The organism is Streptosporangium sp. NPDC050284, assembly GCF_044459525.1.
In the GTDB taxonomy this organism is placed as follows: Bacteria; Actinomycetota; Actinomycetes; order Streptosporangiales; family Streptosporangiaceae; genus Streptosporangium.
The window spans coordinates 506,791-519,279 of sequence record NZ_JBITIZ010000003.1; the positions used below are offsets into that span (position 1 = coordinate 506,791).

The following is a 12,489-nucleotide window of genomic DNA, read 5'->3' on the forward strand; positions in this document are numbered from 1 at the left end:
CGACGAGGCCGAAACGCCGGTCGAATAAACGACCGCCCCCGTTTGTTGCAGCGGCAATGAAGCGCATGGAAGTCTGGGCCGACATGGCCTGCGCGTGGGCCTACATCGGCAAGCGACGCCTGGAGCAGGCGAAACTCGGCGAGGACGTGGAGATCGTCTGGCGCCCGTACGTCATCGATCCGATGGCTCCGGTGCCGTCGGAGCCGCTGGAGGAGGAGCTTCGCGACCAGGTCGCCGAGGGCGCCCTGCGAGCCCTGACCCCGCCCTCGAACCCGACCCCGCCCTCGCCCCTGACTTCGGCTTCCACCCCGACCGCGGTTCCGGCTTCCACTCCGGTCGCGACGACGGCTCCGGCCCTGGCGGGGAACCGGCCCGGTGACGGCGGGCGACGGGGCGCCGTGTGGCGGGCGAACACGTTCGACGCCCACCGGGTGATCGCCCTCGCCTACGAACAGGGCGGGGCCGCGCTCCAGGACACGGTCGTGGAGCGGATCCTGCGCGCCCACTTCGTCGAAGGTTCCGACATCGGGAACCGCGCCACCCTGGCGGCGCTCGCCGCCGAAGCCGGTCTGGACGGCATGGCCGAGGCTCTCGACCGCGGCGACGGCGCGGACGAGGTTCGTTCCTGGCTGCTGCGCGGAAAGGCCGAGGGCGTCACCACCTCGCCGACCTTCGTGGTCGGCGACACGGCCGTCACGGGCGCGCAGCCGCCGGAGGTCCTCGCCGATCTGGTACGGCACGCCGTTCCCCGGCGGGAACTCCCCGACGAGGTCAGGTGGCTGCGCCAGGCCGAGACCCTGCTGGATGCGCGGGACCCCCTCGGCGCCCTGCGAACGCTGCGCCCGCTACTGGCCGATCATGGCGACGACCCCGCCGTCCGGCTGCTGGCGGCCCGCGCCTACTTCGGCTCCGCCCAGTTGGGCAGGGCGAGGGAGACGCTGGAGGCGCTTCTGGAGCGCACCCCCGGTGACCACTACGCCCGGTTCCTGCTCGGCAGGACCCTCGAACGCGCCAACCGGCACCCCGAGGCCCTGCCGCACCTGCGTCTGGCTGCGGCCATGTCCCCGGATCCCGACTACGTCGACGCCGTCGACCGCGTCGAGAGCCGGCTCGCCGTCTGACGCGAGAAAGTGGAGGTTCGCCCTCTTCCCCGAGGGTGAACCTCCGGGAACAACCGCCTGACGCGACCCCCGGGGACTGACCTCCGGGAACATCGGCCCCGGAACGGGCGACCCTCCGGAACAGCCGGTCCGCGGAACCGGCGGACCGCCGTGGACGGCGAGCCTTCCGCGCGTCCGGCACAGCGAAAAGGACCGGCCCTCCCGAGGGAACGCCGGTCCTTTCAACGTGCTGGTTCTTACCGTTCTTGCCGGTCGAGCAACGTACCGGTTCTCGCTGTGGCGAGGTCGGCCCCGAAGGGTCAGACGGCCACGGCGAGCTGGGTGACCTCACCCAGGCGGGCCTGGGCCGGGATGTCCTTGGTGACCCCGCCGCCCGCGATGATGCGGACGGTCCAGTCACCGGGGGCGGCGAAGAAGCGGAAGACTCCCTCCTCGGACACCACGACCTCACCGGTGAACTCACCGGAGTGGTCGAGCAGACGGGCGTAGGCCGTGCCCGCGCCCGTTACCACGCCCTGGATGACGGCCTGGTTCGCAAGATCGATCCCGGCCGGAAGGGCAACCGTCTGTTCCGGAGCAGCGCATCCCTGAGTCATTATCGGGCCTCTCCCAGTTCGATCGGCACGCCGACCAGCGAGCCGTACTCAACCCATGAACCGTCGTAGTTCTTGACACCGGCCTGGTCGAGGAGCTCGTGCAGCACGAACCACGTGTGAGCCGAGCGCTCCCCGATGCGGCAGTAGGCGATGATGTCCTTGCCGAAGTCGACGCCCGCGCCCTCGTAGAGGGACTTGAGCTCCTCGTCGGACTTGAAGGTGCCGTCGTCGTTGGCAGCCTTGGACCACGGGATGTTGCGGGCGGTGGGTACGTGGCCGACACGCTGAGCCTGCTCCTGCGGAAGGTGCGCGGGGGCGAGCAGCTTGCCGGTGAACTCGTCGGGCGAGCGCACGTCGACCAGGCTGAGCTTGCCGATCGCGGCGACGACCTCGTCACGGGAGGCACGCAGGGACCGGTCCTGCTCCTTGGCCTTGTAGGTCGTGGCGGGGCGGCTGGGCACCTCCTTGACCAGCTCGCGGGACTCAAGCTCCCACTTCTTGCGGCCACCGTCGAGAAGCCTGATGTTCTCGTGGCCGTACAGCTTGAAGTACCAGTACGCGTAGGCGGCGAACCAGTTGTTGTTGCCACCGTAGAGAACCACGGTGTCGTCGTTCGCGATGCCACGGGCGGACAGCAGCGCCTCGAAGCCCTCGCGGTCGACGAAGTCACGGCGGACCGGGTCCTGCAGGTCCTGCTTCCAGTCGACCTTCACGGCGCCACGGATGTGGCCCTTGTCATATGCGCTGGCGTCCTCGTCCACTTCAACGAGGACGACACCGGGGGTGTCGAGGTTGGCCTCGACCCAGTCGGCGTCGACCAGGACGGCGGAGCGGCTCATGGTGATCCTCCAGGATCATCGTGCGGCGGGTAGTAAACGGCGAATGATCAAAAACATCTCGCAGCCGAGACAGAAACTAAAAGCGGCATTGAGAAAAGCGGCGAAAAGTGCCGCTGCGACGGCGCCGAGGGCCAACGGCGTGATCTGTGCGACGTATCCGACCAAGCCCACCAGTGCGAAAGCGAGTCCGACCCCCTGCGCGAAGCGCGGCGGGGCTGCGTCCTCGAGTTCCTTCGGCGGACTCTTCACTATCCCTTTGAAAATCATCCCGTACGGCGAGGTGCCGAGAACGCCCTGTGCGAACACGACGGCCTGCGCGACCAGCAGCCATGCGTTCCCCGTCACGAGGACGAGTGCGAGCACAACGGTGGTCACAACCGCGGAGAAACGGAGAGCTCGGGAATCAACCTGCATCGCTTGATGCTCCTGAAGGGTTGTGCAGATCGGTGCGGCTCGACGGCCGCTTGAGATCGCCCTTAGGAAATGCGACAGAGCGCGGTGGTCACGCGGCAGAAATCAACCGCGCGCCGCTTCGTGAGCAGCTCTGTCGTGGAGTTCATGTCCATGACATTACCCCGGCGTCCCGCCATCTGTCACATCCCTGTCCAATTTCTGAGACATGATCGTTCAATGGCCGATAGGGTGCCCCGCTCATTCGCCCACCGCCAGACCGAGGGCGCCGATGACGTCGGCTTTCCTGGGTTGGCCCGAGGCACGCTTGACGACCTGCCCGGACGCGTCGAGGACGAGGACGGTGGGGGTGCGCAGAATGTTCAGTGATCGGACCAGGTCGAGGCGGGACTCCGCGTCGATCTCCACGTGCGCGACGCCGGGCACCATCTCGGCCACCTCGCCGAGGATCCGCCGGGTCGCCCGGCACGGCTGGCAGAAGGAGGTGGAGAACTGCACGAGCGTGGCCCGCTCCCCCAGCTCCGCGTGGATGTCGCCGGACGTGAGCCGCTCCACCTCGTCCGTCACCTCTCGCGCCACGCCGTCTCGCCGCCGCATCGCCACCCCCGTGAGCGTGGCGAGGGCGATGGTGACGACCACCACCGTCGAACCTGTCACGGAACACGACAACAGGCGCACGTCCCAGGCCATTCCCTCGCCGCCCCAACGGTTTCGGCCGGTGGGAGCCGTGAGCACCGCCGCCCCGGCAGGCTCGGCGGACGGAAACCGCGAGCAGCACGTCAACGGGTTCAACGGCGACGGGGATCGCGAGCGCGACCCCCGGCAGGCTCAACGGGTGAAGATCCCGAACGCGACCCCCGACATGTTCAGCGGGTGGGGATCGTGAGCAGTACCCGTCCGCCGGCGGTGGTGATCTCGAAGGCCGTGATCCGTTCCGGCGGGATCGTGGTGGTGGCCGTGAAAGAGCCCGACCTGTCATAGGCGGCCCGGTTGACGACCCAGTTGCCCGCCGTCTCCCTCAGTCCGCCTTCCCCGATCACCTCCAGCCGACAGCGCGTGCCCTTGGCCACCCCGGTGAGCACGACCTTGACCGTGGTCGCCCCCTCGCCCGCGGACGCGGTCACCACCGCCCGGACCGTACCCGTGTCGTCCGCTCCCTCGAACCGCAGCTCGCTCGGGGCGAGCAGGATCTCCGGCGCTGGACTGGACACCGGGGAACGGGAGGCCTTCGCCCTGGCGTCGCCGTCGGGCGCGGCCGAGTCCGAGAAGGACCGGGTGCTCTCCTGACTGCCGGCGGCGTCGGCCGGAGCCCCGCCCTCGGTGTCCTCCTGGGCGTCACCGGCGTCCCCGGCGTCCTCGGCCGACGACCGGGGCGCCGACGCGGTGGTGGTCTCCGGAGGTGACTGGGTGACGGCCCACAGGGTCCCGCCGCCGAGCCCGACCACCAGGACCGAGGCGGCGAGCGAGAGCATCAGGCGGTTCGTACGGTGCCGCCTGACCTTGGCGCTGAGCAGCCGGTCGAGCACCACCGTGGGCGGGCTCGCCACCTGCGCCACGTCGCCCTCGGACACCCTGCCGAGGAACGTCACCACCCCGGACAGCTCCTCCAGCTCGGCCCGGCACTCGGCGCACTCGGCGAGATGGGCCTCGACGAGCACCCGCTCGTCCGCCTCCAGGGCACCGAGCGTGTAGACGCCGAGCGATATCCGTACTTCTTCACAGGTCATCATGGCGCGAGCCCCCGCTCCTCCAGCGCCAGCTTGAGCGCCCGAAGCGCGTAATACGTGCGCGATTTAACCGTCCCTGCGGGGATGCCGAGCGACTCGGCGGCCTCCTTCACGGATTTCCCCTGGTAGTAGACCTCGGCCAGTACCTCGCGGTGCTCGGGCCTCAGCGCGGCCAGCGCCTCGGCGATCGCCCACGACTCGACGGCCCGCTCCAGCTCGTCGTCGGCGGGCACCACGGCGAGCGCCTCGTCCCCCGTCTCCGGGGGGCGCGCCTTGCGCGCGCGATGCTGGTCGACGACGAGATTGCGTGCCACCGTGAACAGCCACGCGCGGATGGAGCGGCCGGCGAACGCGTCGGGATGGCGCCAGGCCCGCAACAGCGTTTCCTGCACGACATCCTCCGCTCTCCCCGAGTCGCCCGTCAGCCGCAGCACATAGCCGTACAGTGGCCCGCCGTGCTCGTCGAAGAGCGCCCTCACGAGTTGCTCGTCGGCGGTTCCGGCTTGGCTCACATCCTCACGACGTACGGCGGGACGATCCGGTTCAGGCACGGGCCACGTTCAGCCTCGGAGGGGTACGTCGGAGGCCTCGCCCGAGATGCGCAGCCCTTCCGGCACGGCCTTCACCTCGGTCAGCTTGAGGTTGTACGGCAGCTTCCCGATCGGGATGCGGTAGTTGATGAACCGCTCGGGGTTGGGGACGGGGATACCGCCGCCCAGGGTCACCTTCCCCGGGGTGAGTTGCAGGCCGCCCTCGGCGATCTCGACCTTGAGATCCGCCTTCACGGGCACCTTCTGCCCCAGCACGGTGATCTCCCCGCTGAGGTTGAGCGCGTCACCCGCGACCTCGACCTTGATCCCGCGAGGTGCCCTCTGGTTGATCGTCTCCACCGGGACGACCACCGCCCCCTCCACGCGCTCGGCGCGCATGTCCACCTGCCGTGGACGGAGCACCAGGTCTTCCAGCGGGGCCGTGACACCGCGCAGGGTGAAGTCGACGCTCGACAGGCGGATACCCGAGACGGTCATCGCGCCCGCGGCGACGTTGACCTCCTCGTAGCGCCCGGCGATCGCCTGAGTGAGGAAGGGGATGCCCTCGATCGTGACCTCGGGTGGGGCCGAGAGGTCGTACTTGGCCGTCGCCTGCGTGGCGATCTCGCGCTGGACACCAGCGACGGCGACCCTGTCGAGGATCACCACGAGAACGAGAAGTAGGAGGAGAAAACCGATCAGCTTGCGCATTCGACTCCCTTTTCGTTCTCCGGCCCAAGGGGTGCCATTGGCGTGACCTCCCCCGGCAATCCTGTCCGAAACGCCGCGCCGACGGTAGCTTCCACCCCCCTCAGCCGCCCGCGAACGGGGGAAGCACCTCGACCGTCGCCCCGTCCGTCAGGATGATCGTCTCGTGGGCCCTCCTGCCCACCGGATCCCCGTTCACCAGGAACGACGACAGGGTCAGCACGCGAGCCAGCCTGTCACGGTTCGATGTGATTTTCGTCATCAACTCGGCAAGGTTCGCGGCCTCCGAACGCTCCTCGGCGACCCCCGCCGCTTCCTTTGCCGCAGCCCAATATCTGACAACGACCAACGCCATCTGTGAATCAACTCCCCAAACACACGTAGGGTTACCGCACCATTACGGCGAATTCACCTGGAGAACGGGTGTTCACCAGGTGGACGTTCGCTGGACGCTACGGCCTTGTGGGTTATCCTCACCTACTACGGGACCTGGGCAACGTAGCCCCCGGGTCCTTACGTGTTTGTACGGCTATCGCCGACATGACGCGGGAAGGAGGCATCGTGAGCAATCTCCTGCTGCTCACCAACGCCCTTGAGCCCTCGACTGAGGTGCTTCCGGCGCTGGGGCTACTGCTGCACTCGGTACGGGTCGCGCCCGCGGAGGCATCCGCCCTGCTCGACGCCCCGCCCGCCGATGCGATTCTGGTGGACGCGCGCCGCGAGCTCGTCCAGGCCAAAAGCCTGTGCCGGCTGCTGCGCACCACGGGCGTCGCCTGCCCCCTGGTGGTGATCGTCACAGAGGGCGGTCTCGCCGGGCTGACCGCGGAGTGGGGCACCGACGACGTCATCCTCGACACCGCCGGACCCGCCGAGGTCGAGGCGCGGCTCAGGATGGCCGTGGGCAAGCTCAACCTGTCCGCCGCCGAGGAGGTGCCGGACGAGATCCGTAACGGTGACCTGTCGATCGACGAGGCCACCTACACCGCGAGGCTCCGCGGCCGCGCGCTGGACCTGACCTTCAAGGAGTTCGAGCTCCTGAAGTATCTGGCGCAGCACCCCGGCAGGGTCTTCACCCGCGCCCAGCTCCTCCAGGAGGTCTGGGGATACGACTACTTCGGCGGCACCCGCACCGTGGACGTCCACGTCCGGCGGCTCCGCGCCAAGCTCGGCGCCGAGTACGAGGCGCTGATCGGCACGGTACGCAACGTCGGCTACCGGTTCGTTCCCGAGCGCGGCAACGAGGCCGTCGAGGAGCGCGAGCCCGTCCGCCACTAGGGATCCCGTTCTCCCTGGAGCTCCCAGGACTTCCAGGAGTCACCGGGAACGGCCCTGGCACGTTCCCGCCCCCCCGCGACGGCTCTCGCGAGGGCGGGAGTCAGGTGCCCTCGCGCCCGGGCGTCCCGGCCTTGCCCGGTGTGACGAGTCCGGACTCGTAGGCGAAGGCGACGCGTGTCCAGCGGGCGCTCGGGGGACCCCGAACCGGACAGCCCGCCGTAGGTGCCCCCGACGATCCCGGCCAGCACCACGGCCGCTGTCAGCGCGTCGGTCCTCCTGGTCCTCACCCTGACACGGTAGGTCACCGCACCCGCCTCGCCGACCCCCGCGAGGAGGAGGTCACCCGTACATCCCCTGACGTACGCCGCCCCTCCACAGAAGTGCGGAATCTCGAAAGAGAGGCCCACCGGACGCGTCCGGTGGACCTCTGCCGCGTGTCACATCCTCACGGGTGCGTCACGCCTCACGACGTACCGCGACCTCCGCGGCGCGGCGCGCCTTTCGCCCGCGTTACGGTTCGCACCCGCGTCAGGGAACGATCGTGATGTGGTTGGGCACCGGCGGCGTGATCGACGGGTTCGCCGCGAAGTAGGCGGCGAAGGCGTCGATGTCCAGCGGGCCGCTCCACAGGTCGGTGCCGTCCCTGAAGGCGAGGAACGCGTCACCGCCGCCGACGAGGAAGTTGTTGGCCGCGACCCTGATCGTCTGGGTGTCCGTCACCGCGACACCGTCGATCTTCATGTCGGAGACCTTCGAACCCCACGGCGCGCTCGCGCTGTAGGTGTAGGTGAAGTTCGACGACGGCTGCAGGATCTTGGTGAACGCCTGGGCGTTGGGACCGCCGACGAACTGCTGCTCCAGAACGGTCTTGAGCTGCGCACCGGTGAGCGTGACCACCTGCATGAGGTTGTTGAACGGCTGGACGGTGAACGCCTCGCCATACGTCACCACGCCGTCTCCCTCACCGGCGGGCGAGCCCGCGTAGTTGAGGCTGGCCCGCACACCGCCCGGGTTCATCAGCGCGATCTCGGCGTTGCCGCCGGTCCTGGTCGAGACGAGCTGGGCGTCCGCGATGAGGTTGCCGAGGGAGGACTCCCCCGAGGCCACGGCGGTGTTGGTGATGTCCGCGGTGATCCTGCCGATCGGCCGGTTCGCCACCGTCGCGACGCGGTCCTTCCACGTCTGGACGAACGTGGCGATCTCCGCGTCGGGGGTGACGGTCCTGGTCACGACCTGGTTGTCGGCCACGACCGTGGAGCGCACGACGTCGCGGGTCTTGACGTCCACCTGGAAGTCGACCTTGGTGATGACCCGGCCGAAGGAGCCGCCCTGGCTGTAGAGACGGTTGCCGCCCCTGGGGTCGGCCACATTGCACAGGTACGCCTGGTGGGAGTGACCGCTGAGGATCATGTCGATCTCGGCGTCGACCTGCGTGGCGATCCGGTTGCCCGCGCCGGGCTGGGCGCTGCACGCGTCGGGCGACTGGCCCGCGGTGACCTGGTCGCCCTCGTGCACGAGCACGACCTGGGCCTTGACTCCGACGATCTGGAGAAGCTTGGACGCGACGTTCGCGGCCTTCACCTCGTCGATGAACTCAAGGTCCTTGATGCCCTCGGAGGTGACGATGTCCGGGGTGGTCTTGGTGACGAGGCCGATGAAGCCGATCGGCACGCCGTTCATCCAGCGGATCGCGACCGGGGGCAGCGCGGGGATGCCGTAGTCCTTGAGGAGGTTGCGCAGCGAGGCGCTGTTCGTCCCGCCCAGCGCCTCCAGCGCCTGCTTCTCCGCGCCCTTCGCCGGCCGCTTGAAGATGACGTTCGCGCCGATGTAGCTGTACTTCGCGCCCTTCCACCTACCGGCGGGCGAACAGCCGTCCACCGGGTGGCAGCCACCGTTCATGATGCGCCTGAGCTCGGCGTACCCCTCGTCGAACTCGTGGTTGCCCACGGCGGAGGCGGTGACGCCGACCTTGCCGAGGAACTCCACGGAAGGCTCGTCGTGATAGGCCGCGGAGATCAGGGGGGTGGCGCCGATCAGGTCGCCCTGGGCGACCTTCAACGTGTTCTTGTCGGAGAGCTGCTTGAGGTGGGTGGCGACGTACGCGGCACCGCCCGCGTCGACCGTCGCGCCGGTCTCGTCGACCATGCGGCCGGATGAACCGGTCGGTGGCTCAAGGTTGCCGTGGAAGTCGTTGAGGGAGAGCAGGCGGACCGGCACCGTCTTGGCGGGCTTGGCGGGCTTGTTGCCCGCCTCTGCCGGTCCAATCGCGAGCACGAGACTGGTCCCGGCGAGCACACCCGCCATGACCAACCGCTGGAAGGAACGAGACGTCATGGACCACGACACTAAAGGGACTATCTGTGCAGGGAATGGCCTAGAGGTAACGATTCCCCCGGCGAGCGCATGGCGCCTTTTGCCAGTCCCCGGTGAGCTCGGGAAGGACCTGCCCGCCTAGAGTCCACACCATGAACGTGCGTGTGGAGTACCGGGGAGCGCTCGGCGACCAGGAGGTGTCCGACGTTCTCGCGGTGGTGGAGGCGGCCACCGAGGCCGACAAGGTCAGACCGCTCAACGAACATGTCATGCTGCACCTGCGCTACGGCGGCGACGAGCGGGCCGGAGCCGTGCTGCTGTACGTCGGGGACGACCTCGCGGGCTACGCCCACGTCGACCCGACCGACCCCGTCGAGGGCCCCAGCGGGGAGCTGGTCGTCCACCCGGCGTTCCGCGGGAGGGGATACGGGCGCCGGCTGCTGGAGTCCGTGCTCGACCACACCGGCGGGCACCTGCGCCTGTGGGCGCACGGCGGGCATCCGGCCGCCGAGGCCCTCGCCCGGTCGGCGGGTTTCGACAGGATCAGGTCCCTGTGGCGGATGCGCCGCTCCCTGTCCTCCGACATCCCCGGCTTCGAGCTTCCCGAGGGGGTGCGGCTGCGCACGTTCGAGCCCGGCGCCTCCGACCGGGAGGCGTGGGTGGCGCTCAACGCCAGGGCGTTCGCCCAGCACCCCGAGCAGGGGGCGTGGACGATCGAGGATCTGGAGCGGCGTGAGCGGGAACCCTGGTTCGACCCGGCCGGATTCTTCCTCGCCGTACGTCCGACCGGCGACGGCGACCGGCTGGTGGGCTTTCACTGGACCAAGGTCCACGGCGACGGCGACCACGCGCACGATCCTCTCGGCGAGGTGTACGTCGTCGGAGTCGACCCCGCGGAGCGGGGAGGCGGCCTGGGCAGGTCGCTCACCCTCGCGGGCCTGGCCTACCTGCGGTCGCGGGGCCTGAGCCAGGTGATGCTGTACGTGGACGAGAGCAACCCCGCGGCGATCCGCCTGTACGAGGGGCTGGGCTTCACCCGCTGGGACGTCGACGTGATGTACCGGAAGTAGGGACATCCCTCGCGTGACACCCGGGGGGCGGAGGCGTCCCCCGGGCACCTGGGGTGCCCCCGAAGGCAGGACGCGCCGGACCGAGGGCACCCCGGTCCGGCGCGGTCGCCCGAGGACTACTCGATCATCCAGTGGAGCACGAAGTAGGACAGCGCGGCGACGAACGCGGAGGCCGGGATCGTGAGGACCCAGGCGGTCACGATGTTGCCCGCGACGCCCCAGCGCACGGCCGACAGGCGCTTGGTGGCGCCGACGCCCATGATCGCGCTGGTGATCGTGTGGGTGGTCGAGATCGGGGCGCCGAAGCCGATGGCCGCCGTGTAGAGCACGGTCGCGGCGGCCGCCTCCGCGGCGAACCCCTGCGGCGGGTCGAGCGCGATGATCCGGCGTCCCAGCGTCCGCATGATCCGCCAGCCGCCCGCGTACGTGCCGAGCGAGATGGCCGTGGCGGCGGCGAGGATGACCCACTGGGGAATCGGGTCACCGTCGTTCTGGTAGCCGCCGACCACGAGGGCGAGGAAGATGACCCCCATGGTCTTCTGCGCGTCCTGGAGGCCGTGCCCCAGCGCCATCGCCGCCGCGGACACGGTCTGCGCGTGCCGGAAGCCCCGGTTCGCCTTCGAGGGCTGGGCGCGCCGGAACCCCCACAGAATCCCGATCATGATCAGCCCGGCGAGGCTGAAGCCGACCAGCGGAGACAGGATCATCGGAATGACGACCTTCTCCACCACCCCGTCCCAGTGGACGACGCTCGCCGAGGCGAGCGCGGCACCGACGAGGCCGCCGATCAGCGCGTGACTGCTCGAGGAGGGAAGGCCGAAGTACCACGTGACCATGTTCCAGGTGATCGCACCGATCAGACCGGAACCGACGATGACGAGACCGTGGCTCCCCTGCGGAGCGTCGATGATGCCCTTGCCGACTGTCGCGGCCACCTGCGTACCGAGATGCGCACCCAGGAAGTTCATCGCCGCGGCCATGAACAGCGCGGCCCTCGGCGTCAGTGCGCGCGTCGAGACGGAGGTCGCGATCGCGTTCGCGGCGTCGTGAAAGCCGTTGGTGTAGTCGAACACCAACGCCACGACCACCACGCTGATGACGAGTGCGAGCGTGAGATCCACTTAGCTTTCCTTGACCGCGATCGACTCGATCGTGTTGGCCACGTGCTCGAAGGCGTCGGCGGCCATCTCAAGCTGATCGATGACCTCCTTCATCTTGAGGACGGTCAACGCGTCGTACTCCCCGCCGAAGAGCTTGGCGAGAAGGCGGCGGTAGACCTGGTCGGCCTGGTTCTCCAACCGGTTGATCTCGATCCAGTACTCGTTGAGGTTCTTCATCGAACGCAGCCGTGGCATCGCCTCGGCGGTGAGCTCCGCGGCGCGCTCCAGGACCTCGACCTGCCGGACGACCTCCTTGGGGAGGTGGTCGATCTGGTACAGGACGATGAGGTCGGCGGCCGCCTCCATGTAGTCCATGACGTCGTCGAGGTTCGAGGCGAGGCGATAGATGTCCTCACGGTCGAAGGGGGTGATGAAGCTCTCGTTGAGTCGATTCATGATCGCGTGAGTACGCTCGTCGCCGGCGTGCTCACATGCGCGCATCTTCTCAGCCAGGGCTTCCCTGTCCGATCCGTCACTGATGATCTCTACCAGCAGGCGGGACGCTGTGACGAGGTTGTTCGCCGAGTCGGCGAACAAGTCGTAGTAGCTGTCCTCACTAGGTGTGAGACGCAGACGCACGTCGTTCTCCAGATGTGCGGGGATGGTCCGCAGAGAAGGGTAAGGGTTACCAGCGGAAATACGAACTTCACCCGCTAGACATGCACTCTTCCCGATGTCGCTACCCAGTGACACACGGCTTGAGGCAGCCTTGAGGGCATCTTTCCGATGACCGTTTTTG

17 protein-coding genes are annotated in these 12,489 nt (G+C 68.6%); 4 read left to right on the forward strand and 13 right to left on the reverse strand.

The window, feature by feature from the left end; genetic code table 11:
• Nucleotides 1–65 precede the first annotated feature (65 nt).
• Nucleotides 66–1,121, forward strand: coding sequence for a DsbA family protein (locus ACIBH4_RS09905; RefSeq protein ID WP_362762837.1), 1,056 nt, complete (start codon nt 66–68; stop codon nt 1,119–1,121).
• Nucleotides 1,122–1,420: 299 nt separating this feature from the next.
• Here the strand turns inward: ACIBH4_RS09905 and ACIBH4_RS09910 are convergent, their stop codons facing one another.
• The 5 genes from ACIBH4_RS09910 to ACIBH4_RS09930 form a co-directional block, all read right to left on the reverse strand.
• The gene (locus ACIBH4_RS09910) at nt 1,421–1,717 is read right to left on the reverse strand and encodes a DUF1416 domain-containing protein (RefSeq protein ID WP_362503367.1); all 297 of its coding nucleotides are present in this window, start codon (nt 1,715–1,717) and stop codon (nt 1,421–1,423) included.
• Nucleotides 1,717–2,556, reverse strand: a complete 840-nt coding sequence (locus tag ACIBH4_RS09915) for a sulfurtransferase (protein WP_362503370.1) — start codon at nt 2,554–2,556, stop codon at nt 1,717–1,719. The genes ACIBH4_RS09910 and ACIBH4_RS09915 overlap by 1 nt, the downstream gene beginning before the upstream one ends.
• A gap of 15 nt (nt 2,557–2,571) precedes the next feature.
• The gene (locus ACIBH4_RS09920; RefSeq protein ID WP_362503373.1) at nt 2,572–2,970 is read right to left on the reverse strand and encodes a DUF4395 domain-containing protein; all 399 of its coding nucleotides are present in this window, start codon (nt 2,968–2,970) and stop codon (nt 2,572–2,574) included.
• A 62-nt stretch (nt 2,971–3,032) separates the two neighbouring features.
• Complete coding sequence (locus ACIBH4_RS09925) at nt 3,033–3,146, reverse strand: putative leader peptide (protein ID WP_362503376.1); 114 nt, start codon at nt 3,144–3,146, stop codon at nt 3,033–3,035.
• Between the two features lie 61 nt (nt 3,147–3,207).
• Nucleotides 3,208–3,624 (reverse strand): TlpA family protein disulfide reductase, encoded by a 417-nt coding sequence (locus ACIBH4_RS09930; protein ID WP_399171811.1) that lies wholly within the window; start codon nt 3,622–3,624, stop codon nt 3,208–3,210.
• Between the two features lie 70 nt (nt 3,625–3,694).
• Between ACIBH4_RS09930 and ACIBH4_RS09935 the strand changes: the two genes are divergently transcribed.
• Nucleotides 3,695–3,853: a hypothetical protein gene (locus tag ACIBH4_RS09935; RefSeq protein WP_362503379.1), complete on the forward strand. Its 159-nt coding sequence runs from the start codon at nt 3,695–3,697 to the stop codon at nt 3,851–3,853.
• On the opposite strand, the gene ACIBH4_RS09940 is transcribed toward ACIBH4_RS09935, so the two are convergent.
• From ACIBH4_RS09940 to ACIBH4_RS09955, 4 genes are all read right to left on the reverse strand, one after another.
• Nucleotides 3,834–4,697 (reverse strand): zf-HC2 domain-containing protein, encoded by an 864-nt coding sequence (locus ACIBH4_RS09940; protein WP_362503382.1) that lies wholly within the window; start codon nt 4,695–4,697, stop codon nt 3,834–3,836. The genes ACIBH4_RS09935 and ACIBH4_RS09940 overlap by 20 nt on opposite strands.
• The gene (locus ACIBH4_RS09945) at nt 4,694–5,206 is read right to left on the reverse strand and encodes a sigma-70 family RNA polymerase sigma factor (protein WP_350943074.1); all 513 of its coding nucleotides are present in this window, start codon (nt 5,204–5,206) and stop codon (nt 4,694–4,696) included. Before ACIBH4_RS09945 ends, ACIBH4_RS09940 begins: the two co-directional genes overlap by 4 nt.
• 48 nt (nt 5,207–5,254) lie before the next feature.
• The gene (locus ACIBH4_RS09950) at nt 5,255–5,935 is read right to left on the reverse strand and encodes a DUF2993 domain-containing protein (RefSeq protein WP_362503386.1); all 681 of its coding nucleotides are present in this window, start codon (nt 5,933–5,935) and stop codon (nt 5,255–5,257) included.
• A 100-nt stretch (nt 5,936–6,035) separates the two neighbouring features.
• Entirely contained in the window at nt 6,036–6,287 is a 252-nt protein-coding gene (locus ACIBH4_RS09955; protein ID WP_362503389.1) for a MoaD/ThiS family protein, read from the reverse strand.
• 206 nt (nt 6,288–6,493) lie between these two features.
• On the opposite strand from ACIBH4_RS09955, the gene ACIBH4_RS09960 reads away from it, so the two are divergent.
• Nucleotides 6,494–7,207 (forward strand): response regulator transcription factor, encoded by a 714-nt coding sequence (locus ACIBH4_RS09960; RefSeq protein ID WP_362503392.1) that lies wholly within the window; start codon nt 6,494–6,496, stop codon nt 7,205–7,207.
• Here ACIBH4_RS09960 and ACIBH4_RS09965 read toward each other — a convergent pair.
• Together ACIBH4_RS09965 and ACIBH4_RS09970 are read right to left on the reverse strand one after the other, a co-directional pair.
• Nucleotides 7,204–7,494: a hypothetical protein gene (locus ACIBH4_RS09965; protein WP_362762834.1), complete on the reverse strand. Its 291-nt coding sequence runs from the start codon at nt 7,492–7,494 to the stop codon at nt 7,204–7,206. The two genes, ACIBH4_RS09960 and ACIBH4_RS09965, sit on opposite strands and share 4 nt — an antisense overlap.
• Before the next feature lie 241 nt (nt 7,495–7,735).
• Complete coding sequence (locus ACIBH4_RS09970; RefSeq protein WP_362503394.1) at nt 7,736–9,541, reverse strand: bifunctional metallophosphatase/5'-nucleotidase; 1,806 nt, start codon at nt 9,539–9,541, stop codon at nt 7,736–7,738.
• A 131-nt stretch (nt 9,542–9,672) separates the two neighbouring features.
• Between ACIBH4_RS09970 and mshD the strand changes: the two genes are divergently transcribed.
• Nucleotides 9,673–10,590 (forward strand): mycothiol synthase, encoded by a 918-nt coding sequence (gene mshD / locus ACIBH4_RS09975; protein ID WP_362503397.1) that lies wholly within the window; start codon nt 9,673–9,675, stop codon nt 10,588–10,590.
• Nucleotides 10,591–10,706: 116 nt separating this feature from the next.
• On the opposite strand, the gene ACIBH4_RS09980 is transcribed toward mshD, so the two are convergent.
• Together ACIBH4_RS09980 and ACIBH4_RS09985 are read right to left on the reverse strand one after the other, a co-directional pair.
• Complete coding sequence (locus ACIBH4_RS09980; RefSeq protein WP_362503400.1) at nt 10,707–11,711, reverse strand: inorganic phosphate transporter; 1,005 nt, start codon at nt 11,709–11,711, stop codon at nt 10,707–10,709.
• Entirely contained in the window at nt 11,712–12,329 is a 618-nt protein-coding gene (locus tag ACIBH4_RS09985; RefSeq protein WP_030924556.1) for a DUF47 domain-containing protein, read from the reverse strand.
• Nucleotides 12,330–12,489: the final 160 nt, after the last annotated feature.